General features: G+C 65.7%; 22 protein-coding genes. 10 read left to right on the plus strand and 12 right to left on the minus strand.

Annotated features, from left to right (window positions below):
* Positions 1-75: 75 nt before the first annotated feature.
* The 5 genes from ACSU04_RS06185 to ACSU04_RS06205 all read right to left on the minus strand — a co-directional run bounded on the left by ACSU04_RS06185 (position 76) and on the right by ACSU04_RS06205 (position 5,892).
* Positions 76-588 carry a methylated-DNA--[protein]-cysteine S-methyltransferase gene (locus tag ACSU04_RS06185; RefSeq protein WP_439288780.1) on the minus strand — a complete coding sequence of 171 codons (513 nt, stop codon included), beginning with the start codon at positions 586-588 and terminating at the stop codon, positions 76-78.
* A complete protein-coding gene (locus tag ACSU04_RS06190) occupies positions 585-2,135 on the minus strand; it encodes a DNA-3-methyladenine glycosylase 2 family protein (protein WP_439288781.1) in 1,551 nt (516 codons plus the stop codon). The genes ACSU04_RS06185 and ACSU04_RS06190 overlap by 4 nt, the downstream gene beginning before the upstream one ends.
* Positions 2,136-2,226: 91 nt before the next feature.
* Entirely contained in the window at positions 2,227-3,834 is a 1,608-nt protein-coding gene (gene purH, locus ACSU04_RS06195) for a bifunctional phosphoribosylaminoimidazolecarboxamide formyltransferase/IMP cyclohydrolase (RefSeq protein ID WP_439283912.1), read from the minus strand.
* 75 nt (positions 3,835-3,909) lie between these two features.
* Positions 3,910-4,491, minus strand: coding sequence for a phosphoribosylglycinamide formyltransferase (gene purN, locus ACSU04_RS06200; RefSeq protein ID WP_439288782.1), 582 nt, complete (start codon positions 4,489-4,491; stop codon positions 3,910-3,912).
* Between the two features lie 9 nt (positions 4,492-4,500).
* Positions 4,501-5,892 (minus strand): cell division protein PerM, encoded by a 1,392-nt coding sequence (locus ACSU04_RS06205; protein WP_439288783.1) that lies wholly within the window; start codon positions 5,890-5,892, stop codon positions 4,501-4,503.
* Positions 5,893-5,985: 93 nt separating this feature from the next.
* On the opposite strand from ACSU04_RS06205, the gene ACSU04_RS06210 reads away from it, so the two are divergent.
* The 4 genes from ACSU04_RS06210 (at position 5,986) to ACSU04_RS06225 (ending at position 11,580) form a co-directional block, all read left to right on the plus strand.
* Positions 5,986-7,458 carry an NCS2 family permease gene (locus ACSU04_RS06210; protein WP_439283917.1) on the plus strand — a complete coding sequence of 491 codons (1,473 nt, stop codon included), beginning with the start codon at positions 5,986-5,988 and terminating at the stop codon, positions 7,456-7,458.
* Between the two features lie 110 nt (positions 7,459-7,568).
* On the plus strand, positions 7,569-8,318 hold the full coding sequence (locus tag ACSU04_RS06215) for a GntR family transcriptional regulator (protein WP_439283919.1): 750 nt from the start codon (positions 7,569-7,571) through the stop codon (positions 8,316-8,318).
* A 165-nt stretch (positions 8,319-8,483) separates the two neighbouring features.
* Positions 8,484-10,451 (plus strand): glycerophosphodiester phosphodiesterase, encoded by a 1,968-nt coding sequence (locus tag ACSU04_RS06220; RefSeq protein ID WP_439288784.1) that lies wholly within the window; start codon positions 8,484-8,486, stop codon positions 10,449-10,451.
* 82 nt (positions 10,452-10,533) lie between these two features.
* Positions 10,534-11,580 (plus strand): hypothetical protein, encoded by a 1,047-nt coding sequence (locus ACSU04_RS06225; protein WP_439288785.1) that lies wholly within the window; start codon positions 10,534-10,536, stop codon positions 11,578-11,580.
* Here the strand turns inward: ACSU04_RS06225 and ACSU04_RS06230 are convergent.
* On the minus strand, positions 11,558-11,965 hold the full coding sequence (locus tag ACSU04_RS06230) for a VOC family protein (protein WP_439288786.1): 408 nt from the start codon (positions 11,963-11,965) through the stop codon (positions 11,558-11,560). The two genes, ACSU04_RS06225 and ACSU04_RS06230, sit on opposite strands and share 23 nt — an antisense overlap.
* 74 nt (positions 11,966-12,039) lie before the next feature.
* On the opposite strand from ACSU04_RS06230, the gene ACSU04_RS06235 reads away from it, so the two are divergent.
* Positions 12,040-12,624, plus strand: a complete 585-nt coding sequence (locus ACSU04_RS06235; RefSeq protein WP_439283927.1) for a TetR family transcriptional regulator — start codon at positions 12,040-12,042, stop codon at positions 12,622-12,624.
* Positions 12,625-12,658: 34 nt separating this feature from the next.
* Here ACSU04_RS06235 and ACSU04_RS06240 read toward each other — a convergent pair whose 3' ends face one another.
* Positions 12,659-13,099 carry a nitroreductase family deazaflavin-dependent oxidoreductase gene (locus ACSU04_RS06240; protein WP_439283929.1) on the minus strand — a complete coding sequence of 147 codons (441 nt, stop codon included), beginning with the start codon at positions 13,097-13,099 and terminating at the stop codon, positions 12,659-12,661.
* Positions 13,100-13,284: 185 nt separating this feature from the next.
* Between ACSU04_RS06240 and ACSU04_RS06245 the strand changes: the two genes are divergently transcribed.
* Positions 13,285-14,271: a glycerophosphodiester phosphodiesterase gene (locus ACSU04_RS06245; RefSeq protein ID WP_439288787.1), complete on the plus strand. Its 987-nt coding sequence runs from the start codon at positions 13,285-13,287 to the stop codon at positions 14,269-14,271.
* Between the two features lie 85 nt (positions 14,272-14,356).
* Here the strand turns inward: ACSU04_RS06245 and sucD are convergent, their stop codons facing one another.
* Positions 14,357-15,259: a succinate--CoA ligase subunit alpha gene (gene sucD / locus ACSU04_RS06250; protein ID WP_439283933.1), complete on the minus strand. Its 903-nt coding sequence runs from the start codon at positions 15,257-15,259 to the stop codon at positions 14,357-14,359.
* 28 nt (positions 15,260-15,287) lie between these two features.
* Complete coding sequence (gene sucC, locus ACSU04_RS06255; protein ID WP_439283935.1) at positions 15,288-16,454, minus strand: ADP-forming succinate--CoA ligase subunit beta; 1,167 nt, start codon at positions 16,452-16,454, stop codon at positions 15,288-15,290.
* 113 nt (positions 16,455-16,567) lie between these two features.
* Between sucC and ACSU04_RS06260 the strand changes: the two genes are divergently transcribed.
* Positions 16,568-17,233, plus strand: a complete 666-nt coding sequence (locus ACSU04_RS06260) for a TetR/AcrR family transcriptional regulator (protein ID WP_439283937.1) — start codon at positions 16,568-16,570, stop codon at positions 17,231-17,233.
* 4 nt (positions 17,234-17,237) lie between these two features.
* Here ACSU04_RS06260 and ACSU04_RS06265 read toward each other — a convergent pair whose 3' ends face one another.
* A complete protein-coding gene (locus ACSU04_RS06265; protein ID WP_439283938.1) occupies positions 17,238-17,729 on the minus strand; it encodes a hypothetical protein in 492 nt (163 codons plus the stop codon).
* A 93-nt stretch (positions 17,730-17,822) separates the two neighbouring features.
* On the opposite strand from ACSU04_RS06265, the gene ACSU04_RS06270 reads away from it, so the two are divergent.
* The 3 genes from ACSU04_RS06270 to ACSU04_RS06280 all read left to right on the plus strand — a co-directional run bounded on the left by ACSU04_RS06270 (position 17,823) and on the right by ACSU04_RS06280 (position 21,247).
* Positions 17,823-19,274 carry a phytoene desaturase family protein gene (locus ACSU04_RS06270; protein WP_439288788.1) on the plus strand — a complete coding sequence of 484 codons (1,452 nt, stop codon included), beginning with the start codon at positions 17,823-17,825 and terminating at the stop codon, positions 19,272-19,274.
* Between the two features lie 107 nt (positions 19,275-19,381).
* The gene (locus ACSU04_RS06275) at positions 19,382-20,425 is read left to right on the plus strand and encodes an ATP-dependent DNA ligase (RefSeq protein ID WP_439283942.1); all 1,044 of its coding nucleotides are present in this window, start codon (positions 19,382-19,384) and stop codon (positions 20,423-20,425) included.
* Positions 20,426-20,515: 90 nt separating this feature from the next.
* Entirely contained in the window at positions 20,516-21,247 is a 732-nt protein-coding gene (locus ACSU04_RS06280; protein WP_439288789.1) for a hypothetical protein, read from the plus strand.
* Positions 21,248-21,249: 2 nt separating this feature from the next.
* Here ACSU04_RS06280 and ligD read toward each other — a convergent pair whose 3' ends face one another.
* Together ligD and ACSU04_RS06290 are read right to left on the minus strand one after the other, a co-directional pair.
* A complete protein-coding gene (gene ligD / locus ACSU04_RS06285; RefSeq protein WP_439288790.1) occupies positions 21,250-22,293 on the minus strand; it encodes a non-homologous end-joining DNA ligase in 1,044 nt (347 codons plus the stop codon).
* Positions 22,294-22,331: 38 nt separating this feature from the next.
* Positions 22,332-23,441: an SseB family protein gene (locus ACSU04_RS06290; RefSeq protein WP_439283947.1), complete on the minus strand. Its 1,110-nt coding sequence runs from the start codon at positions 23,439-23,441 to the stop codon at positions 22,332-22,334.
* Positions 23,442-23,469: the final 28 nt, after the last annotated feature.

Consider the following 23,469-nt stretch of genomic DNA (forward strand, 5'->3'; position numbering starts at 1 on the left):
ACAGCCCTCCAGCCTATTGCTGTGAACAGGCTGAATGCAAGAGCTATTCCCGATCGGCGCCCAGGACTGCGGATTTCAGAGCACAGATTCCCTGGCGAGCAGCGATTCCTTCACGGACAGCCCCCAAGCAAAGCCGCCGAGTGTCCCGTCGGCGCGCAGCACGCGATGGCAGGGCACGAAGAGCGCAGGCGCGTTGCGTGCACAGATGGATGCTGCAGCGCGCACCGCGCTCGGATTGCCCAGCTCTGCGGCGAAAGACGTGTAAGTCAACGGCTCCCCTGGCGTTATCTGCCGCAGCGCCGCCCAGCCGGCCCGTTGCATCTCAGTGCCGAATTGGTGCACCGCGACGGTGTCGATCGCACCGAGGTCGCCGTCGTAATACGCACGGACGGCGGCCGCAGCATCCGTCTCGCCCTCTCGGATCTCGCCTTCTCGGATCTCTGTGGGGCGGAACCGCTCTGCGAGCCGATTGACGATCGCATCGGGGTCGGCGGTCCACCCGGAGGCGAGAACTCGCTGTTCGCTGTCGACGAGGAGCGTGAACGGACCGTCAGGAGTGTCGATGGTCTGGATGATGCTCATTTTCATGCACTCTTTCCTCCGCGAGACTTCGCGTGTGTCATAGAAATCGCGGATTTCAGTGACACACGTGAAGTCTCGCGGGACGTAGTGGGGGTGGTGGGGCGTGGGGCACGCCAGAGGTGCGCGGTGAGGTAGCTGCGCCAGGGTGCGGTGCGTTCTGACCAGACAGCAAGCGGTGCGGGATCGGCGGGGAGGGCGGCGGCCCCGGCACCCGTACGCACGGCAACATCTCCGGGGAGGAACACATCCGGATCGCCGAGCACGCGCATCCGCACATAATCGGCGGTCCAGGGTCCGATGCCGGGCATGGCCAGGAGTGCCTGTCGTTGCTCGACGCGATCGTCACCGACGGTCAACGTCAGCGAACCATCTGCCAGCGCTGCAGCTGCTCCGGTGATGGCGCTGATTCGCGCCGCAGGCCCCCGGAGCACTTCGGTACCGTGTTCGGCGATCGCCGTCATCGTCGGGAACAGGTGACCCTCCGAGTCAGGCGTCGGCTCCCCCAACGCCTCGGCGAGCTTCATGAGCGCCGTTCGGGCGGCAGCAACAGTGATCTGCTGGCCGATCATCGCGCGGATGAGCATCTCGTGGGGGTCTGCGGCGCCAGGCACACGGATGCCGGGAATCCGCGCGACCAGCGGCAAAAGCTCCGGATGCGACGACAACGCGGCGTCGACGGCGATGGGGTCGGCATCCAGATCGAAGATGCGACGTACGGTCGCGACGAGCGGGGCGAGGTCGCTGAGATGCGTAACCTGGGCGCGTAGGCGAAGCCGGGCGTTCTCGTCCTGACGCACTTCGAACCACGCGGCCCCACCCGGCATGCGCAGGTGCCGGGCGAACGAGTTCTCCGTCGTGCTCTCCACGCCGGGCAGGGCGCGTGCGGCCATCCAGGCGAAGATGCCCGCGGCATCCATCGGCTCGCGGTGCGGGAGGATCAGGTCGATCGTCCCCGGTGTGACGATCGAGGAGATGCGGCGACGTGCGCGCAGCTCGGTGGGAGTCAGGCCGAACACCTCGCGGATCGTCTCGTTGCACTGGCGGATGCTGGCGAACCCGGCCGAGAACGCGATGTCAGCGATCGCAAGGTCGGTTCCGACAAGCAGCATCCGCGCATTGTGGGCACGGTGCGCGCGGGCAAGAGCAAGCGGGCCGGCGCCGAGCTCGGTCGCGAGTAGCCGGGTGAGGTGGCGCGACGAGTAGCCCAGGCGCATGGCAAGGCCGGGGACGCCCTCGCGTTCCACGACGCCGTCGGCGATGAGGCGCATCGCGCGCGCAGCGGTGTCGCCGCGGAGGTCCCATGCCGGCGAGCCAGGAGCCGCTTCGGGTAGGCAGCGTTTGCACGCACGGAAGCCTGCTTCGTGCGCTGCGGCACTGGTCGGATAGAAGCTGACGTTCTCCGGCTTGGGTGTGCGCGCGGGGCAGGACGGCCTGCAGTAGATGCCCGTCGAGTGCACCGCCGTGACGAACTGCCCGTCGAAGCGGGTGTCGCGCGCATCGATCGCACGGTACCGCTCATCGAAGCTCATCGAGCTCATCGCCGGGAAGGTCATGCCTCCACTCTGACACGCGCTGCGACGACCGGCTAGCGGAATTCGGACATGACTGTGAAACGCCCAGCCCGGCCGTCGCGAGGCACCCGACTTAATGGAAGAAGTGACGCTCCCCGGTGAAGAACATCGTCACGCCCGCGGCCTTCGCCGCAGCGATGACCTCCTCGTCGCGCACAGATCCACCCGGCTGCACGATCGTGGTGACGCCGGCATCGATGAGCACCTGAGCGCCATCCGCGAACGGGAAGAACGCATCGGATGCTGCGACGGATCCGACCGCACGGACGCCAGCACGCTCCACCGCGAGGCGGCAGGAGTCGACACGGTTGACCTGGCCCATGCCGACGCCGACGGTGGCATTGCCCTTGGCGAGCACGATGGCGTTGGATTTAACCGCGCGGCACGCCTTCCACGCGAAGATCATGTTCTCCATCTCGGACTCGTCGGGGCGATCACCCGTGACGAGCTCCCAGTTCTTCGCAACAGAGCCGATCTCATCGGGGAAGCGATCGGCATCCTGCAGCAGCAGACCACCGGAGACCAGGCGCACGTCCATCGGCTCCTGCTGCCAGTCATCCGGCAGCTGCAGCAGACGCAGGTTCTTCTTCGCCTTGAACACCTCAAGCGCGGCCGGCTCGAACGACGGAGCGACGATGACCTCGGTGAAGATGTCCTTGAGGTTCTCTGCCATCTTCAGCGTGACAGTGCCGTTAGTGGCGATCACGCCCCCATAGGCCGATACCGGGTCGCACTCGTGGGCACGCAGGTGCGCGCTGGCGATCGGGTCGAGGGCGTTCGGCGCGGTGGTCGCAATTCCGCAGGGGTTCGCGTGCTTCACGATAGCGACGGCGGGCAGCACCATGTCGAATGCGGCGCGCAGCGCGGCATCCGCGTCGACGTAGTTGTTGTACGACATCTCCTTGCCCTGCAGCTGCACAGCCTGGGCAATGCCGTGGCCGCCAACGCGAGAGTAGATCGCGCCGCGCTGGTGTGCGTTCTCGCCGTAGCGCAGCGTCGATAGTCGCTCGGCCTTGATCGTCAAGTGCTCTGGCAGGTCTCCGGGCTCGTTGAGGGTCTCCTCGGCAAACCAGGCGGCAACGGCCGTGTCGTACGCGGAGGTGTGCGCAAACGCACGGGCAGCAAGCTCCCGGCGCTGCGTGAGCGTGGTTCCGCCGGCCGAGATCGACTCGATGATCGCCTGGTAGGACTCGGGAGAGACAACGATCGCGACATTCGCGTGGTTCTTCGCCGACGCGCGCACCATAGCCGGGCCGCCGATATCGATCTGTTCGACGACGTCATCGCCGGTCGCACCGGATGCGACCGTCTCTACGAACGGGTAGAGGTTCACGACGACGAGCTCGAACGGGGCAATCTCCAGCTCGGCGAGTTCGCGGGCGTGGCCCTCGAGGCGCAGGTCGGCCAGAAGCCCACCATGGATGCTCGGATGCAGAGTCTTCACGCGACCGTCGAGCATCTCGGCGACGCCGGTGACTGCGGCGACGTCAGTGACATCGAAGCCCGCTTCGCGGATGGTCGCAGCGGTCGATCCGGTCGAGACGATTTCGACGCCAGCATCGGCAAGCGCCGCGGCGAGCACGAGCAGATCGGTCTTGTCGCTCACCGAGACGAGCGCGCGCTTGATCGGCACAGTGTCGCGATCGCGGTACAGGGAAGAGTCGTGGCTCGGGCCGGCCATGGGAGGTCTCCTTCGTGCGGTGTGTGTGCGGTGAATATGCGTGCGGTGATTGTGCAGAACTTGTGCGGGTAGAGGTCAGGGTGTCAGCGAGAGCTCGCCGGTGGCGATGCGGCGCACCACATCGATCAGCAGGTGTCGCTCGACGGGTTTGATGCGCTCGTGCAGGCTGTGCTCGGTGTCATCCGGACGCACGGGCACACGCTCCTGGGCGAGGATCGGGCCGGTGTCGACGCCGTCGTCTACGACGATGACGCTGGCGCCGGTCTGCTCGGCGCCGGCGGCGAGCGCGTCACGCACACCGTGCGCACCGGGGAACTCGGGCAGGTACGCCGGATGCGTGTTGATGATCCGCGGCGCGTAGCGGGCGACGAGCGGTGCGGGCAGCAGCCGCATCAGACCGCTGAGTACGACGAGGTCGGGGGTCCAGACGTCCAGCTGGCTGCCGAGCTCTTCGCCCCATGCCTCGCGGCTCTCGAAAGAGCGGAACGGCACTGTGAAGCTCGGGATGCCGAATTCCTCTGCGTGAGCGAGACCTTCAGCATCGCGATCAGCACCGACGACAACGATCCGCGCAGGAAAATCGGGGTGGCGTGCGGCTTCGAGCAGGGCGCGGAGGTTCGAGCCGGTGCCTGAGATGAGAACGGCGACCGTGAGCACCCGGCTAGTCTACCGGGGCGTGGGAGTGCTGCCGCCCCCGAAGAAGCCATGCTCGCTCAGCGGCTGCGTCTCGGTCTCATCACCGGGCACCGGCGCCTGCGCTGGCCACGCGGAAGAAGCGTCAGCAGCGGTGTCGGCATCCGTTGCCACAGACGTACCCATCTCAGTGGCCCAGCGATCTGTGCGCTCTTCGGCGAGCTCATCACGGTGTCTGGGCGCGAGCAGCATGATGCCGGCGCCGATCAGAACCTCGAGTCCGATCGCGAGCGTCATCCACCCGACATGCGGGCCGGTGTCGGCAAGCCGCCCCGGACCGATCGACCCGGATGCGAGCACCGCTGCGAGCGCGATGACTCCGGCAGCGAGTAGGGCGATTCCCGCGGCGATTGCGACGCGCGGTGCGAGGCCGCGCGCGACGTCTTCCCAGACGAGCTTGGATCGAACCATCCAACCGGCGAAGGCACCCGCTGCGACGGGCAACAGCACAACGATCAGCATCCAGATGGAGCTGTTTTCCGGCAGCAGGCCGAAAATGGGGATGCCGGGAACGACACCGAGCTGCGTGCCGGCGGGTGAGACTGCGGTGCCTGCGCCCACCGAGAATCCGGGGCCGGCGATCCAGGCCAGTGCCCAGACGAGCAGCGTGGGCAGGTACGCGAGGTGTCCGAGCGTGAGGACGGTGACACCGGTGGCATCAACGCGCGCCGCTTCGAAGAGGGCGACGACCTCTCCTCCACGCAGCGCGACCGTGAGCGCAACGACAAGGCCCGCAATGCCGGTGAGTCCCACGACGACCACAGTGGCGCCGCGCACGATTTCGGCGGGCACCACGCCCCAGTCTCCCCAGCTGTCGACGACGTCGTGCACGCGGTCGATAAGTCCGTTATCGCCCTCGCGCCAGGCGTAGCGGATGGCCCCGCAGAGGGCACCGACAAGGTACACGGAGGATGGCAGCAGAATCGCAAGGCCGAACGGGACCCGCGCGATGTCCGCCTGCGCGGTGTACGCGACGGCGACCGCGACCAGGGTGAAGGCCACGGCGCCGGAGATGGCCCCGAGCATCCAGGCCCCTGAACGGGCGGCCCTGGCTCCGGAGCGCGCCGCGAACAGCAGGGTGAAGATGAAGCAGGCAAGCGGCGTCAGCGAAAGCGTGAAGTTCGCGGCCTCCGGTGCGATGCCGACGGCCGCGACCACAGCATCCGGGATTGCGATATCGATCGGAACACCATGACCGAATTGCCACAGCGTGCCCGTCACCGGCCACAGGGCTCCCCATTCAGCGGTGACGCCGAACGCGAGCGTCCAGAGCATGGTCAGCGGAGCGAGCAGCACGACGAGGCCGACGGCCGCCGCGATGGCAGCGTCGACGGCGGCGAGAATCGCGACGAGGAGGCGTTGCATGACTCCAAGAGACTACGACGAGAACCTGACTGCCTCGCGGGGGACGCGCGCGAGGCGTCGGACACGATATCGTCTCCAAGGAGGTTTAACCCGATGACAACTGCCCCCTCGACCACAACTGAGCGCACTGCTGAGCCGAAGAACGCGTTTGATCGCTTCTTCGAGATCACCAAACGCGGTTCCACGATCGGCACGGAGGTCCGCGGCGGCCTGGTGACGTTCGTCACGATGGCCTACATCGTGATCCTCAACCCGATCATCCTCGCCGGCGCCGCCGACGTCGACGGCACTGTGCTGAGCTTCAGCGCAGTCGGCGCCTCGACGGCGCTGACCGCCGGCGTGATGACGATCCTGTTCGGCTTGATCACCCGCCTGCCGTTCGGTTTCGCCGCCGGACTCGGCATCAACGCGTTCCTTGCTTTCTCCGTTGTCGGCCAGGTCACCTGGGCCGAGGCGATGGCATTGGTCATGATCAACGGAATCGTCATCGTGCTGCTGGCGGCAACTGGCCTGCGCAAGATGATCTTCGACGCCGTGCCATTCCAGCTCAAGATCGCGATCACCGTCGGTATCGGTCTGTTCATCGCTTTCATCGGATTCGTGAACTCCGGCTTCGTGACCGCGACCGGCAGCTCTTCTCCCCCGGTCGGCCTCGGCATCGGCGGCTCCGTCGCCACGGTTCCGACCGTCCTGTTCATCGTCACCCTGATCATCACCGGAGTGCTCGTCGCCCGCAAGGTCAAGGGCGGCCTGCTGATCGGTCTCGTCTCCGGCACGGTGCTCGCCGTGATCGTCGAGGCCATCTGGCACCTGGGTCCGCAGTTCGGCTCGGATGGCGAATTCAACCCGGCCGGATGGAGCCTGACCGTCCCGACACTCTCCGGATCCCCGGTCAGCCTGCCCGATTTGAGCTTGATCGGTGCTGTCGACTTCGGGTTCGATTTCGGCAAGGTCAGCCTGGTCGCGATCGTGATGATCGTCTTCACCCTGGTGTTCTCGAACTTCTTCGACGCGATGGGCACGATGACCGGTCTTGCCAAGGAGGCGAACCTCGCCGACGCGAAGGGCGACTTCCCCCGCATCAAGTCGGCGCTGATCGTCGAGGGTATCGGCGCGATTGCCGGTGGTGGCACCTCGTCTTCGTCAAACACCGTGTTCATCGAGTCCGGCGCCGGTATCGGCGAGGGTGCACGCACCGGCTTCGCCAACGTCGTGACCGGCGTGATGTTCCTTCTCGCAATGTTCCTGACGCCGCTGACTTCGATCGTTCCGACCGAGATCGCGGCTGCCGCGCTGATCATCGTCGGCGCGATGATGATGGCACAGATCAAGTACATCGATCTGACCGACTTCAGCGTGCTGCTGCCGGTATTCCTCACCGTTTCGGTGATGCCGCTGACCTACTCGATCGCCAACGGCATCGGCGCGGGCTTCGTCAGCTGGGTGCTCGTGCAGGCCTTCTCCGGCAAGGCGAAGTCCGTCAGCCCGCTGCTGTGGATCGTCGGCTTCGGGTTCGTGCTGTTCTTCGCGCGCGGACCGATCGAGGCGCTCTTCGGCGTCTCCTGACACCAGTTCCATGACGTGGGGGCGGATGCTACGGCATCCGCCCCTCGTCGTTTTCAGCCCGGCATCCGCTCTGGCATCAGCCGTTAACCCTGACCGGGCACGCTCAAGATGTGCCCCAACGCACCACACCACAGACCAATCGAAAGCATCTCTCGATCGCGGCGAAGATCACCGCAGACATCGAGACCGGACGTGTGAGCATCGGCGACGCGCTCCCCAGCGAATCGTCACTCGCTGCTCGCTTCGGCGTGGCTCGCGGAACCATACGCCGCGCACTTGAGCACGTAGAACACACCAACCGCCAGCTTTCACGCCGTGGAACGCGGTGGGTCGTGCATGCCGCGACCCTCGCGCAGGACGTCACCGAGCTCCGATCCTTCGGCCAATGGGCGAAGGCGATCGGCCATCAGCCGGGCGGAAAGACGCTACTCAGCAGCGAAGGACGTGCGACCACCGAGGAGGCGCACGCGCTGGGAATCAGCGCTCAACGCCCCGTCTTGCGCATCACCCGGCTGCAATCCATCGACGATGTGCCCGTCATGGTCAAGCGCACAACCTTTCCGGAATGGCTCATCCCGACGATCGCGCAGCTCCCGCGGGACGCACGTTCGATCATGGAGGTAGTCGAACGCGTGCACGGTCCTCAGCTCGCCTACGGCGAGCATCTGATCTCCGCTGTGCTCGCGGACCCAGAGGATGCGCGACTGCTCGGGGTGTCTCGCACCACGCCTCTGCTGCGCGTCCAGCGCTCCGCCCGCACCTTCGACGGACGCCCCTTCGAGTACAGCGACGATCGTTACCTCGCGACATCGACCTCGCTGAGCATCGTGAACTCGGCTCGCTCTGCACTGGGTCTCTGAGTCGATCAGTGACGGTTCGGCTCGACCGTCACTGCGCGTCACCAGCTCTTCGCCCAGATGGGCCCTGCCGGTCTTGTGCTGTGCAGGGCGCCGATGCGCGCGCCTTCTTGAGTGGGAGGTGCCCCGGGACCCACCCCGAGGCACCCTCCCCCGGAAGGACGTACCATGACCATTCGCCGTTCGCGTTTATCGCGTATCGGAGCCGTCTGCGTTGCCACGACCGCCGTATTTGCGGGCGTTCTCGCTCCAGGCATCGCGCACGCAGCCACATCGGCACCGACAGCCACGGATATGCCCGTGGATGATCGGGTCTTCCTCTCCGAGTCGTTCGACTCGGGCACGATCCCGGAGGACTGGAATGCCGTCGCGGGCACCTGGAGCGTGAAGGACGGGGAGCTCGTCGGTGCCAGCGGTCCTGGCGACGCCAAGATCACCTTCGGCGAAAACCGTGAGAACTTCGCGCTTGACGTCGACATCACATTCGAATCGGCCGCGAACAGCGGGCGTTGGCTGGCGCTGCTGCTCGATGCCCCCGCTGACGGCTCCATCCCTTGGCAGCAAGCTGCTCTGCGCAACGGTTCTGCCGCAGGAAACGGCGTCGAGTTCACCCAGCGCACCGCAGCCGACAGTTGGAGAGTCACCGACACGGGGTCAACGGCAAGCGACATCGGCATCGGCACCCAGGCGCACCTTCGCGTCGAGGTTAACGACAACGTCGGCACGTGGTACATCGACGGCAAGAAGATCATGACCACGCGTCAGCTGGTGCGAACCGCGGACGGCGTGCAGGGGCTCATCGCGAACGACTCGATCGTGCGCTACGACAACGTCGTGCTCACCGAGATCGACCCGCTCCCTCCGATCACGATCCGTCAGCCCGGCGAAACCGGCGTCATCGTCGGACACCGTGGAAACTCGACCGTGACCCCGGAGAACACGATGCCGGCGTTCGTTTCGACGACTCGCGCCGGTGCCGAATACTTCGAGATCGACATGTACCTCTCCAAGGACCGCGTGCCTGTGGTCATCCACGATGGCACGGTGGATCGCACCACCGATGGCACCGGCTCGGTGACGAACATGACGCTCGAGGAGCTCCGTGCGCTGGATGCCGGTTCCTGGTTCTCCAGTGCGTTCGCGGGAACGAAGATCCCCACGTTCGACGAGGTTCTCACCTATGTCGCAAACGGCGGCGCGGATGTCGTCATCGAGTACAAGGGTGACTGGAACGTCGAAGACACGCAGCTCACGGTCGACATGATCGAGGCTGCCGGCGTCGAGAGCAAGGTCCTCGCACAGAGCTTCAGCGCCACGACCGTCACAAACTTCGCGACGGTGGCACCAGATCTTCCTGTGGGCTGGCTCACCGGCGGGATCGACGCCTCGATCATCGACAGGGCCGAGCAGATGGGTGCGGATGCCATCAACCCGAGCAGCGCGACCGCAGAGAGCGTAGCGATGGCCCATGATGCAGGTCTGGGTGTGTTCGTCTGGACGAAGAACAACGCGGCCGACTGGGAGTCCCTGACGGCGATGGGCGTCGACGGCATCATCACCGATCGTCCTGACGCACTCCGTGGCTGGATGCAGCGCTACAACCAGGCGCCTCCCACCATCGAAGAGCCTGAGACCCCGGCCGAGCCCACCCCGAACGAGCAGGCCATCGCTGTGAGCATCCCTGACTCGACGCAGCCGGCAGGCGAGTTCACCTGGCGCTTCAGCTCGCAGGACGTCGTCTCGCTTGGTGAGGCAGCTCCTCTGGGCGACAGCTACGTCGCGACCGGTGTCCTGAACGACATCGAGATCACCGACACCCGGGTGAATCCGTCCTCGAGCTGGACGTTGTCTGGTCAGGCATCTGCGTTCGCATCAGCCGCTGGTTCCTTCGAGTCGAGCGCACTCGGCTGGACGCCACGGCTCACGGCCGAAGGCGCCGGAGCGGTCGCCGGTGAACCGGTTGTCGCTGGCGCTGGAGGCGGACTTTCGCAGAACGCCGTGCTTGTCGCGGCGCCCAGCGATGAGTACAAGGGCGTCGACACTGCGATCGTCGCGGCCGACCTCGACCTGCGCCTGCCGCTGGGACAGGTCGCCGGCGACTATGCGTCGACACTGACTGTCACCGTCATCCAGTAACAGAATGCGGGGCGCAGCCGGCACGATGCGGCTGCGCCCCGCATCCGCTCTTTCTCTCTGTTTCCACTGAAAGGCCGCTCCGATGCCTCGTCCCCTTCCTCGCCTCCCGCGCTTCCTCCTCGGCGCCGTCGCCGCCACACTGCTGGTCGTGCTGTGCTCGACCGCGACCTCGGCGCTGAAGGCTTCCGCGGTCGAGGCTCCCACATCGTTTGTGCCAGCATCCGCCGCAGGCCAGGTCGCATGGAGCATGATGCCGGTCATCACCAACATCGGAGAGGAGCGCAGCAACTTCGCATACGCCCTCGAGCCGGGTGCCGTCGTCGAAGACGCTGTTCTGGTTCGCAACTCCGGCGCAGCAGTGCTCGACCTCGCCGTGTACGGATCCGACGCGTTCACCGACGGATCCGGAGCCTTGGACATCGCGACAGCCGAGACAGGCTCCGCAGCCATCGGCACATGGATCGCTCCGAGCGTCGCGAGCGTGCACATCGAGCCAGGCGAGGTCGCCCGCATCCCCTTCTCCGTCTCAGTCCCCGCGGACGCGCAGCCGGGTGAGCACGCCGGAGCCCTCCTCACGGTGCTGCAGAGCGCTGGAGAGACGGTCTCTGTCGACATGAGGTACGCGACGCGTGTCACCGTGACCGTCGCCGGCGATCTCACCGCCGGCCTGTCGCTGGATCAGGCACAGCTCGACGTGGCGACCGGATTCTGGCCATGGGAGGCGGCTTCTGCCGACGTCTCCTATGTCGTGGGGAACACGGGTAACACCCGCCTCACCGCCATACAGTTGGTCACGGCCCCTGGCGTCGAGCTGTACTCATCACCGGATGCTTCGACGGGACTGCTCACCCTCGCTGAGCTCCTTCCCGCGGCCCGTGTCGATGTTCACGCGACAGTCGAGGGGCTCTCTGCTTGGCTGCCCTTCACCGCAGTACAGGTGGCCGTCTCGCCGACAGTCATCGCGTCGGCTTCGGATGAGATGCCCACGATCGCCCAGCAGCAGCTCAGCCTCTCGGCTGTCGCCATCGCACCCGGATGGTGGGTGCTCCTCGCCGGCGCCGCGCTGGTGCTCGTTGTCGCCGTACGATTCGCCGTGCGCAGGCGCGTCACTCCCCCGCGTACGCCGTGATGAACTCCGCTGACGGCTCGATCGGCTCGATCACGTCGATGAGCACTCCACCCGGTGCTTCGATGATGAAATGCCGTTGCCCGAAGTCCTCGTCGCGCAGGGAGAGCCGCTCCGGCAGCCCGAGCGTCCCGACCATGCGGACATGCTCGGCCGCGGCATCTGGCACCTCCACATTGAGTAGCAGGCCACGCACGGGGTCGCGGAACCCCTCAGGGATGGTTTCGTGTGTGCGGTCGAGGATCGCGATTTCGCCACCGTCGAAGCGCAGGCTCACATACCAGTCGGCCTCGAACGTCGTCTCGAACCCGAGCACGTCGCGGTAGAACCTGGCAGCAGTATCGACGTCGTCGACCATGAGGACCGGGTAAAAACTGGAGAAGTTCATCATCCCTCTTTACATACTTAGTGTTTGTATCGGTACCAACTAAGATACATACACATCGCATGTAAGGGAACCGTATGCCTCGAACAACTGCGGCGGAAGCCGCTGAGACCTCTCGAAGAATCCTTGCGGTCGCCACCGCGCAGTTCGCAGAGCACGGCTACTCCGCGGCATCCGTGGACGACATCGCACGTACAGCCGGCGTCACGCGCGGAGCGGTCTACCACCACTACTCCTCGAAGCCCGGGCTCTTCACCGCGGTGGTCTCCGGGCAGCAGCAGCTGATCGCGGACGCGATTGCCACCTCGACGGAGGGGGCGGATGCCATGGCCGCTCTCCGCCTCGGGAGTCATGCCTTCCTCGACGCGATCACGCAGGGCGCCGCAGCGCGCGTGCTACTCATCGACGGACCGGCCGTGCTCAGCTGGGACGAATGGCGCCGGATGGATGCCGAGGGTCCAGCAACGCAGCTGCGCGAAGGACTGGCGGAGGCAGAAGTCGCGCCCGCACTGCTCGACACACTGACCGCCGCACTGTCCGGTTCAATGAATGAGCTGGCACTCTGGCTCTCTGAGCACCCTGCCAATGCTGCGGCGCGCATCAACGCGCACGAGACGCTTGATCTACTGCTGTCTGCTGTGCTGGCATCTGGACGCCGCTGATCGCACGTCCGGATCCCGTCACCCGACCCGCAGCTCAGTCCTGGAAGGGTTCGAGAACGAAGATCGCGATCTTCCGATCGGTTTTCGTCTGATACGTGTCGTACGCAGGCCATACGGCGGCCGCACGACGCCACCACTCCTCACGCTCATCACCGGACAGCTCGCGCGCGTTGTAGTCACGCTTGTCGGCGCCATCCTGCAGCTCGACGTGCGGGTGTCGGCGCATGTTCTCACCCCAGCGAGGCTCGTCTGGCGCCCCGCCCTTCGACGCGACGACGGCGTAGAGACCCTCGTGTTCGACGCGCATCAGCGCGGTCTTGCGCAGTGCACCCGACTTCGCCCCGACCGTGGTCAGGACGATGATCGGCACGCCCTGCAGAGTGTTCGCCTCTTCCCCGTTCGACGCCTCAAACTTCTCGGCCTGCGTACGGGCCCATTCGGATGAGGACGGCTTGTATTCTCCTGTCAATGGCATGCCCTCAGCGTACGACACAGGTGCAGCACGCTACCGCGCCATATGGCACGAACCTGCGGTTCCGTAGCGGCAGAGTGCACGTTAGCGCCATATAGACGACTGTCGGCTGGCCTTTTCTCGAACGTTTCATCAAAAGTAACGAAAAGGTCTCGACGCAGCCTCGCGCCTCTGGCAGGATGCAGATCATGAGCGTACGCAGACGACGCCTGTCGGGCACAGGAGCCGTCTGTGCCGCTGTCTGGGCGGTGTTCACCGGGTTCGCATCTCCAGCAGCTGAGGCGATCACGCACTCCCCGCTCGATGCGGGCACAGTCATCTCCCAGTCCGATGGCGAGCGGTCACTCCTGTCGCTCGACAGAGTCCTGCGGCGCCCACTGGCGGTCCTGCGACTTCCTGGACAGGCAGGCGCCATCGTCGCACACCGCGGGTACTCGTCGGCCGCACCGGAGAACACGATGCCCGCACTTTCGTCCACGACGGCCGTCGGGGCAGAGTACTTCGAGATCGACATCCGCTTGTCGAAGGATGGCGTCCCCGTCGTCATTCATGACAGCACGGTGGATCGGACGACTGATGGGACAGGCGCCGTGGCGGACATGACCATCGAGCAACTACGCGCTCTGGATGCCGGCTCCTGGTTCGACGACACATTCGCTGACACGAGGATCCCGACGCTCGACGAGGTGCTCGACTACGTCGCGGACAGCGGCGCCGACGTCGTCATCGAGTACAAGGGCACCTGGAGCGCGGCGGGCATCCGCACGACCATCGACATGATCGACGCGGCTGACCTCGAGAACAAGGTCCTCACCCAAAGTTTCAGCCAGAAGACAGTGGCGAACATCTCAAAGGTCGCACCCACCCTCCCGGTGGGCTGGCTCACCGACACGATCAACGCGTCGATCATCACCACCGCACAGCAGATCGGTGCGGATGCCGTCAACCCGAGCAGAGCGACCGCCCGAAGCGTCGCGCAGGCGCACCGCGCCGGACTCGGCGTCTTCGTCTGGACCCACGACGAGGATGCGGACTGGGAAGCGCTGACCGCCATGGGCGTGGACGGGATCATCACCAACCGCCCGGATGCTCTCCAGAAGTGGATGCATGACCGGGGTCAAGCCCCAGCGCCGGGCACGGTGACCGCTTCCGCATCCTCAGTCACCATTCGGTAAAGGCATCCGCACGTCACGGCGAAATACCAGACGCAAAGAAGGCCCCGAGCGTGACGCTCGGGGCCTTCTACGATCTCAGATCAGATCAGAGCGCTTCGATGATGGCGCGCATGAGGTCAGCGGCCTCGGACGGCGTCTTGCCGACCTTGACGCCAGCGGCCTCGAGGGCCTCCTTCTTCGCCTGCGCGGTGCCTGCGGAGCCGGAGACGATGGCGCCGGCGTGGCCCATTGTCTTGCCCTCAGGAGCCGTGAAGCCTGCAACGTAGCCGACGACCGGCTTGGTGACGTGCGCCTTGATGTAGTCAGCGGCACGCTCTTCTGCGTCGCCACCGATCTCACCGATCATGACGATCGCCTTGGTCTCGGGGTCAGCCTCGAACGCTGCAAGCGCGTCGATGTGCGTGGTGCCGATGACCGGGTCTCCGCCGATGCCGATGGCGGTCGAGAAGCCCAGGTCGCGCAGTTCGAACATCATCTGGTAGGTCAGGGTTCCTGACTTTGAGACGAGACCGATCGGGCCCTTGCCGGTGATGTTCGCCGGGGTGATGCCGACGAGCGCCTCACCGGGGGTGATGATGCCGGGGCAGTTCGGTCCGATGATGCGGGTCTTGTTGCCCTTGCTCTTCGTGTAGGCCCAGGCCTCGGCGCTGTCACCGACGGGCACGCCCTCGGTGATGACGACGAGCAGCGGGATCTCGGCATCGATGGCTTCGATCATGGCGTCCTTGGTGAAGGCGCCGGGGACGAAGGCGATCGACACGTCAGCGCCGGTCTCCTTCATGGCCTCTGCAACGGAGGCGTAGACGGGCAGCTCGACCGGGTTACCTGCGGCATCCGTGTGCGAAACCGTGGTGCCGGCCTTGCGCGCGTTCACGCCACCGACGACCTGGGTACCAGCCTTCAGCATGAGGGCGGTGTGCTTGGTGCCCTCACCGCCGGTGATGCCCTGGACGATGACCTTGGAATCCTTGTTGAGGTAAATCGACATTTCTTAGTCCTTGTCTCTCAGCGTCGGATTAGGCGTTCGCCAGCGCGGCGGCCTTGTCGGCGCCCTCGTCCATGGTGGCGGCGAGGGTCACGAGCGGGTGGGCGTACTCGGCGAGGATCGCGCGACCCTCATCGACGCGGTTGCCATCGAGGCGCACCACGAGCGGCTTAGATGCTGTAGCACCGAGCGTCTCGAGCGCACCCTTGATGCCGTTGGCGACAGCGTCACAGGCGGTGATGCCACCGAAGACGTTGACGAAGACGGACTTCACCTGCGGGTCACCGAGGATGACGTCGAGGCCTGCGGCCATGACCGCTGCGGATGCTCCGCCGCCGATGTCGAGGAAGTTCGCGGGCTTGACGCCGTTGTGGTTCTCGCCGGCGTAAGCGACGACGTCGAGCGTCGACATGACAAGGCCTGCGCCGTTGCCGATGATTCCGACCTCGCCGTCGAGCTTGACGTAGTTCAGGCCGCTCTTTTTGGCCTTGGCCTCGAGCGGGTCCGCAGCGTCCTTGTCCTCAAGCGCCTCGTGCTCGGGGTGACGGATCTCTGACGCGTTCTCGTCGAGCGAGACCTTGCCGTCAAGCGCGATGATGGAGCCGTCCTCGGTGAGAACCAGGGGGTTCACCTCGACGAGTGTGGCATCCTCACCCTTGTAGACGTCATACAGCTTGACGAAGACGTCGGCGACCTTCTCGACGAGCTCCTCAGGGAACTTCGCCTCACGGGCGATCTCGAGGGCCTTCACCTTGTCGATGCCGGTCAGCGGGTTGACCTCGATGCGAGCGAGAGCCTCGGGCTTCTCGACGGCGAGAACCTCAATCTCCATGCCACCCTCGACGCTGCAGAGCGACAGGTAGGAGCGGTTTGCGCGGTCCAGCAGCACGGAGAAGTAGAACTCCTCGGCGATCGCTGCGCCCTGAGCGACCATGACGCGCTTGACGATGTGGCCCTTGATATCGAGACCGAAGATCGTCTTCGCTGCCTCATATGCCTCGTCGGGAGTCTTGGCGACCTTAACGCCACCAGCCTTGCCACGTCCACCGGCCTTGACCTGTGCCTTGACGACGACGACGCCACCGATCTTCTCTGCAGCTGCTTTCACCTCCTCGGGGGTGTCAGCAACGATGCCGGCGAGAACCGGCACCCCATACTTCTCGAATAGGTCACGTGCCTGGTACTCGTACAGATCCACTGTGCTTCCTTCGCTGGTCTGCGGTCCGGAAAGTCTCTCGATGTCGAGATATCGACCAAGACCAAATCTTACTACCTCTGAATGAACGGCCCCGTCGGTCTAGGCTTCTCGCTATGCATGAGTCCGCAGAACCACGCACCGGCGTTGTGGCCGCCGCGCTCGCGCTGTTCCAGGCCCAGGGTTTCGATCAGACCTCGGTCGAGCAGATCGCGAAGGCCGCGGGAGTGTCCCGTTCGACGTTCTTCCGCCAATTCGGCGGCAAAGAAGACGTCGTCTTCGCCGATCATGAGATTCTGCTGGATGAGCTTCGCGCCTTCCTCGCGGAGGGCCACACTGACCCGTGGGAAGCCGTCTGCCGTGCATCCCAACACGTGTTCTCGCACTTCTCGCATGATCCGGAGATCGCTCGTCTGCGCTACCAGATCGTTCGTCAGGTTCCCGCACTGCGTGAGCGCGAGATCGTGACGGTGTTCCGTTACGAGCGACTGTTCGACGATTATCTGCGTCGTGCACTTCCAGGAATCGACCCTCTGGATGCCGTCGGCTTCGCCGCCATCGTCACCGCAGTGCACAACCATGTTCTGCGCCAGCTGCTGCGTGGCACGAAAAAGGTTGCGCCGTCAGTGCTGCAGAACGCGCTCGACGATGCGCGCCGCCGCTATGGCGTACTGCCGGATGCCGCGGCCGCAGCCCCCGACGACATGGTGGTCGCGGTGTTCCCGCGCGCAATGCCGATCGCCGAGGTCTCGCGGCGCCTGCAGTCGCAGCTCGAGCAGTAACGCGTCAGTCGCAGCTGCAGCCACCGGCGGCATTGCGCACCATGAAGCAGACGTCGCAGGAGCCGTAGTCGCGCTCGATCGGCTTCGCAACGCGCTGTACACGTGGCTCTGCAGTCGCCGCAGCCTTGCGCGGTGCACGCGACGATGATGCGGCCGGGACGATGGGACGGAACTCGCTCGGGTGCGTGACGTAGAAGTACGGAGCGCGCCCTTCGCTCGGCCGCAGACGCAGCGCGGCAGAGCCGACGACGACCTGCTCGTCTTCAGCGAAGCCGTTGGTGTAGGTCTTTCCAATGTGCAGGGAAGTGCCCTCATCACGACGGATCGCCTCGATGTAGCGACCGCGATCGATCAACGACGAGATGCCGACAGCATCCACGAGCGCGGTAATGAACTCGTGGTTCTCAGCTTCGATTCGGTGCGCGCGCAGCGCCTCCGAGAGGTTTCGGTATGGACGGGAGGTGCCTGCGGGGGTCGGCCCCTGTATTTCGCTCATCACTACCAGGATCGCACGCTTGACCATGCGCCCAGTACCCACTTGCTGTTTCGGCTCACTTCCGACGCCATCTGAACGTGCGAGACTGACCATATGGTGCGTGCGACGATCATCGGCAGCGGTCCGAACGGGCTCTCGGCGGCCGTGACCCTGGCCCGCGCCGGGTACGCGGTACGAGTTCTCGAAGCGGCAGACGCGATCGGCGGCGGCGTCCGGACCATCGAGTCGACTCTCTCCGGTTTCCGCTACGACGTCGGCTCCTCGGTGCATCCGGCGGCCCTCGCGTCGCCGTTCTTCCAAGCGTTCGGTCTCGCCGAGCGCATCGACTGGATTCACCCGGAGATCTCCTACGCGCATCCCCTCGATGCTGGTCGTGCCGGCATCGCCTGGCGAGACATCGATCGCACCGCGGCAGGGCTCGGCGCAGACGGTCGCGCGTGGCTCTCTCTCCTGCGTCCACTCAGCCGACACATCGACGGCGTCGTCGATTTCACCGGCAACCAGATGCTGCGCATCCCGCGCGATCCGCTCACTGCGATGCGGTTCGCGCTGCGAATGCTGGATCAGGGCACGCCGCTCGCACGCCGAACCTTCCGCACTGACGAGGCGGCGGCTCTCGTGTCTGGCGTTCTCGCACACGCCAACACTCCTCTCCCCTCGCTCGCCGGCGCAGCGGCGGGGCTGCTGCTGGCTGCGCAGGCGCACGCGGGCGGATGGATGTACCCTCGCGGCGGGGCGCAGCGGATCGCCGATGCCATGGTCGCCGACCTCGAAGCACACGGCGGCTCGGTCGAGACCGGTGCGCAGGTGACTGACCTCGGCTCCCTCGATTGGGGCGACCCCGCACGAGGCGACCTGCTGATGCTGAACTCCTCGCCGCGGCTCGCACTCACCCATCCCGATATCCCCGCACGCTACGCCCGCGCGATCTCCTCCTACCGCTACGGCCCGGCCGCCGCGAAGGTGGACTTCGCTCTCGACGGCCCGGTGCCGTGGATGAACGCCGATGTCGCCCAGTCACCGACCGTGCACGTCGGTGGAACTCAGGCCGAGGTCTGGGAGAGCGAGAACGCCGTCGCACAGGGCCGCGTCAGCGATCGCCCTTACGTGCTGGCCGTGCAGCCATCCGTTTTCGACAACACCAGAGCCCCGGCGGGCAAGGCCGTGCTGTGGGCATACATCCACGTTCCTCAGAACTCTGATCTGGATGCTACAGAGCTCATCACCCGTCAGGTGGAGCGATTCGCCCCCGGATTCCGCGACCGGATTCTCGCGCACACGTCTGTTCCCGCTTCGTCCCGCGAGGCCATCAACCCCGCCGCGATCGGCGGCGACATCCTCGGCGGCACGTTCACGATCCCACAGGCGCTGCGGCGGCCGACGCTCGGGATCGCGCCGTGGCGCACCCCGATGCCCGGTGTGTACCTCGCTTCGGCTTCGACTCCACCAGGTCCTGGAGTCAACGGCATGGCCGGATGGCATGCCGCGCGCACTGCGCTGCGCGATGCCGGGACAAGGGTCTCACTCGGCGATCTGTTCGGCTGAGAGCTGCTCGGACCGCCCACCCGTCAGCGACCATCTGCGACCCCTCCCCGGTGGCGAAACACAATCGGGGCCTTCCGCCACAGGGCAGGCGCGACGAGGATGGCGGTATGCGCTACGAGATCCCGATACCGATGCTCGCGAAGGCCGCCGTGGCCGTGCCCGATCCGGCGAAGACGCCCGGCGGTCTGCTGTTCGAGCCGAAGTGGGACGGATTCCGTGGACTCATCGCCTGGGATGGCGAGACACTCGAGATCGGATCGCGCGGGGCGAAGCCGCTGACCCGCTACTTCCCCGAGCTCGTTGAGGCTCTGGCGCAGATCCTCCCGGGCCCGTGCCTACTCGACGGAGAGATCGTCGTCGCCACCGGCGAGCCGGGAACACAACGACTCGATTGGGAGGCGCTCAGCCAGCGCATCCACCCCGCGGCATCCCGTGTCGCACGCCTCGCCGCCGAGACGCCAGCGATGTTCATCGCGTTCGACCTGCTCGCCGAGGGCGACGAGGATCTGCAGCCCGAACCGTTCCGCGTGCGCCGAACTCGCCTCGAAGCGCTGCTCGCAGGAACCAGGCATCCGCTCCAGCTCACCCGCACCTCCGAGGACCATGCCACCGCCGTCCGGTGGCTCGCTGAGTTCGAAGGCGCGGGCCTCGACGGCATCGTCGCGAAGCCGCTCGACCAACCGTATGCCCCGGGGAAGCGCACCCTCATCAAGGTGAAGCATGCCCGCACCGCCGACGTCGTTGCACTCGGCTATCGCATCCACAAGTCCGGCTCGGGCGTCGGTTCGCTGCTGGTCGGGCTGTACGACGGCGACGGCGTCCTGCGCCAGGTCGGCGGCGTCGCCGCGTGGAGCGACGTGCGCAGGCAGGAACTCATCGGGGAACTCGCGCCATTCGTGGAGCGCGACGATGACGGTGCCGCCGTCACCGCCGAGGGCGAGCGCTCCCGCTTCACCGGCTCCAAAGATGTCTCCTTCGTCAGACTCCGCCCCGAGCGTGTGCTGGAGGTGCGATACGACCAACTGGAGGGCGCACGCTTCCGGCACACCGTGCAGTTCGAGCGATGGCGCCCTGACCGCGACGCTCTTTCCTGCACCTACGATCAGCTCGATACCGTCGCGGGCTACGACCTCGCCGATGTGCTGGAGTGATTTCTGACCTGTGAGCGGGAGTGCGCCTCCACACCTACGGCGCGAATACGTGATGCCATCCGGGCGGCATGAGTGCACAAGAATGAGAACATGAACGGCTCGATCAAACTCGTTGCAACGACGTCGGTCGCCGCGCTCGGCACAGTGACCGCGTCGTGGGCCGCGTTGAGTGTTATCGCGGCGATCATCACCACCAACGATTCCGGCGCGATCGTGCCGTATGCGATTCCGGGTGTCCTCGGCCTCATCGCGATGGCATGGGGAAGCCGCGCACTCGCACATGCGAACGAGTGGGTCGATGACCTTCCGGTGAAGTCCTATCTGGCCGCGACTGCCATGCTCGCGGGCGCAGCCATGGGCGCGCTCGCCGCGATGCTCCTGCTTGATCACCTGCCGATGCAGGTCGTCTCAGGGGTAGTCGCCGCCGCCGCGGTGGTCCTCACGATCGTGTATCTGAGCCGTCTCCGGGCGGAGATTCGCGGTACGAGGATCGAACGCGTCCGCATTGCCCGTCTGCGCGATCATGGTCGACGCGTGCGCGCCGAAGTGGTCGAGGCCGCATCCACCGAGGTGTGGGTCGGTGGGATGCTGCTCTTCGAGGTCACTGCGGAGTACGAGACGCGGTCAGGGTTGCACCGGGTGCAGGAGCGACTGTTCACGACGATCAACGACGCTCCAACGGTCGGCGGCACAGTGCTGCTCTGGGTCACCGCCGACGGATCGAACCCCACGGATGTGCTCATGGAGACTGACCCCGGCAGCATCCGCCATCCGGAACCATCGGAGTTCCTGACGGCGCCAGCCCCAACCGAAGACGCCTGAGCTCAGTCCTTCTTCGCCCGGCTGGGCTGCACGCGCGGCGGCTCCCCCGGCATCTTCGGGAACTCCGGCGGGAAAGGCAGCTCGCCGAGGCCATCCCCCACGTCGCGTTCCCACCAGCTCAGCAGCGTGTCGATACGCCCCGGGTTCTCCTGCATGCGCGCCCACGGGTCGCCCACATCGGCGAGGCGCTTCGGGATGCTGCGCACAGTGAAGCGCTGGGGGTCGAGCCCGTCCATCTCGTCCCATTCGACCGGCGTCGACACCGTCGCCACCGGCAGTGCGCGAGGACTGTAAGCACCGGCCATCGTGCGGTCGCGGTTTGCTTGGTTGAAGTCGATGAAGATGCGCTCGCCGCGCTCTTCCTTCCACCAGTTCATGGTGACCTGCTGCGGCATCCGGCGCTCGAGCTCGCGCCCTGCCGCGATCACCGCATGCCTCACATCGAGAAACTCGTGCGTCGGCTCAATCGGGCAGAACACATGCAGTCCACGGTTGCCGCTGGTCTTGATGAACGGCTCGAGTTCGGCCTCGCGCAGCACCTCGCGCAAGCCATGTGCGGCGGCCACCGCATCCGCGAAATCTGTTCCCGGCTGCGGATCCAGGTCAATGCGCAACTCGATCGGATTGTCGGTATCGGATGCGAGCGAAGCCCACGGATGGAACACGATCGTGTTCATCTGCACGGCCCAGACGATCGCACTCGGTCGGTTCAGGACGATCTGCGGATGCTGACGCCCACTGTTGTACGTCACAGTTACGGCATCCACGTAATCAGGCGTGCCCTTGGGCGGATTCTTAGAGAAGAACCCGTCACTGCCGATACCGGCGCGAAAACGCTCCAATGACACCGGGCGGTCGCCGTTGGCGTTCAGAAACGGTGCCGCGACGACCTGGAAATACTCCGCAAGCTCAGCCTTGGTGATGCCACCATCTGTCGCTGATCCTGTCGAAGCGTCCGGCCACACCACACGATTCGGGCTAGACAGCTCCACCTCGCGATCCCCTTCGGGATCGGAGACCGTCAACGTCACGCGCTCAGAGGCCATGCTCTGACCCTAGAGCCGCGCCGCCGCGCGCGGAAGGGTCAGTCGCCGAGGTCGATAGCGAGCACGAGCACCTCGGCCAGCGCGTCGCGTTCCACCATGATCGAGGGGCCGGCGGGGTCTACGAGCACACCAGCGAGCTCACTGTGCGTGGAAAGCACCTTCGAGAGCTGTTCCGGAGTGAACGGCAGCGGCTTCTCTGCACGACCGAGAGCCACCACCTCGAGCGGGTGCGAGAACACCTGCAGGAAACGCCTGCCATCCGCAGTGTGTGCTTCGGCAATGCCGACCGGCCCACCGGTAGTGCCGTCGTTGACAGCGACCCAGACCTTGGTCTTGGCGAGCGCAGAGCCGACCTTGTGCGTGGTGTCCTGCTCGCGGGGCGCAGCCAGCAGAGTCTTGATCGTCATGCCTGTATCGCCCTGCTCGAGCGCCTTCGCCAGCACCTCAGTCGGGTACACCGCGCGGTGCACACCAGAGGCGTTGTCGATGATGAGGCCGCTGAACTTGCCGGAGACCACCTGCTCGAGCACCGCCGTCACAGGCTGAGCCACAGCGGATGTTGCCGTCGGGTCCGTCTCGCGCTGCACAGAATCGCGTACCGCAACTGCGGAGCTGAAGGCGAGCATGAAGGCACGCTCGCCATCACGAACAACCGCGACCGAGAGCGGCTTGCCCTCGGCGATCTGCGTGCGGGCGTCGCCGTGCACGCGCAGGAAGAGGTGTCCCTGCAACATCTGACGCAGCACGCCGATCAGCTGCTCGTTGCTCGGTCCCTCTTTGAGCTCGGCAAGGGCCGTGCGTAGCAGCACGTTGTCCTTCATACCGGGAACTGATTCGGTCTGCTCTGGCGGCAGCGCCGATGCGAGTGGCAGAGTGCGCTTCTCCGGCGCTGGCGGAGTGGATGCCTGTGGCCTCGGTGCAGCGACCTTGCGGGCAGGTGCGGGAGCATCCGGGTCTGGAAGCGTCACCTCGGGTCCGGCGTCAGCGCCGACGCCACGGAACGCCTGCACAGAGATGCCGATCTGCGGTACCGGTTCGCTGGGCGCTTCCACCGAGGCTTCTTCCACGTCGGAGCCATCGGCTTCGATAGGCGTCTGCGATTCGGGTACAGCGTCGTCGATTTTCTTGCGGCGGGAGAACAAAGCCATATCTGTCAGCCTAACCTGAGCGCTCCTG

Origin of the sequence: Microbacterium sp. A84 (assembly GCF_051842815.1) — a bacterium.
Classification (GTDB): Bacteria; Actinomycetota; Actinomycetes; order Actinomycetales; family Microbacteriaceae; genus Microbacterium.

What these genes read in the sequence shown, in the direction of transcription:
- ACSU04_RS06210 (WP_439283917.1), top strand. Translation starts at nt 5,986, where the DNA reads ATGACAACTGCCCCCTCGACCACAACTGAGCGCACTGCTGAGCCGAAG.
- ACSU04_RS06185 (WP_439288780.1), bottom strand. Translation starts at nt 588, where the DNA reads ATGAAAATGAGCATCATCCAGACCATCGACACTCCTGACGGTCCGTTC.
- ligD (WP_439288790.1), bottom strand. Translation starts at nt 22,293, where the DNA reads ATGGCCTCTGAGCGCGTGACGTTGACGGTCTCCGATCCCGAAGGGGAT.
- ACSU04_RS06270 (WP_439288788.1), top strand. Translation starts at nt 17,823, where the DNA reads ATGGTGCGTGCGACGATCATCGGCAGCGGTCCGAACGGGCTCTCGGCG.
- sucD (WP_439283933.1), bottom strand. Translation starts at nt 15,259, where the DNA reads ATGTCGATTTACCTCAACAAGGATTCCAAGGTCATCGTCCAGGGCATC.
- purH (WP_439283912.1), bottom strand. Translation starts at nt 3,834, where the DNA reads ATGGCCGGCCCGAGCCACGACTCTTCCCTGTACCGCGATCGCGACACT.
- ACSU04_RS06260 (WP_439283937.1), top strand. Translation starts at nt 16,568, where the DNA reads ATGCATGAGTCCGCAGAACCACGCACCGGCGTTGTGGCCGCCGCGCTC.
- ACSU04_RS06235 (WP_439283927.1), top strand. Translation starts at nt 12,040, where the DNA reads ATGCCTCGAACAACTGCGGCGGAAGCCGCTGAGACCTCTCGAAGAATC.
- ACSU04_RS06275 (WP_439283942.1), top strand. Translation starts at nt 19,382, where the DNA reads ATGCGCTACGAGATCCCGATACCGATGCTCGCGAAGGCCGCCGTGGCC.
- ACSU04_RS06230 (WP_439288786.1), bottom strand. Translation starts at nt 11,965, where the DNA reads ATGAACTTCTCCAGTTTTTACCCGGTCCTCATGGTCGACGACGTCGAT.
- ACSU04_RS06190 (WP_439288781.1), bottom strand. Translation starts at nt 2,135, where the DNA reads ATGACCTTCCCGGCGATGAGCTCGATGAGCTTCGATGAGCGGTACCGT.
- ACSU04_RS06245 (WP_439288787.1), top strand. Translation starts at nt 13,285, where the DNA reads ATGAGCGTACGCAGACGACGCCTGTCGGGCACAGGAGCCGTCTGTGCC.
- ACSU04_RS06220 (WP_439288784.1), top strand. Translation starts at nt 8,484, where the DNA reads ATGACCATTCGCCGTTCGCGTTTATCGCGTATCGGAGCCGTCTGCGTT.
- ACSU04_RS06265 (WP_439283938.1), bottom strand. Translation starts at nt 17,729, where the DNA reads ATGAGCGAAATACAGGGGCCGACCCCCGCAGGCACCTCCCGTCCATAC.
- ACSU04_RS06205 (WP_439288783.1), bottom strand. Translation starts at nt 5,892, where the DNA reads ATGCAACGCCTCCTCGTCGCGATTCTCGCCGCCGTCGACGCTGCCATC.
- ACSU04_RS06290 (WP_439283947.1), bottom strand. Translation starts at nt 23,441, where the DNA reads ATGGCTTTGTTCTCCCGCCGCAAGAAAATCGACGACGCTGTACCCGAA.
- ACSU04_RS06280 (WP_439288789.1), top strand. Translation starts at nt 20,516, where the DNA reads ATGAACGGCTCGATCAAACTCGTTGCAACGACGTCGGTCGCCGCGCTC.
- ACSU04_RS06240 (WP_439283929.1), bottom strand. Translation starts at nt 13,099, where the DNA reads ATGCCATTGACAGGAGAATACAAGCCGTCCTCATCCGAATGGGCCCGT.
- ACSU04_RS06225 (WP_439288785.1), top strand. Translation starts at nt 10,534, where the DNA reads ATGCCTCGTCCCCTTCCTCGCCTCCCGCGCTTCCTCCTCGGCGCCGTC.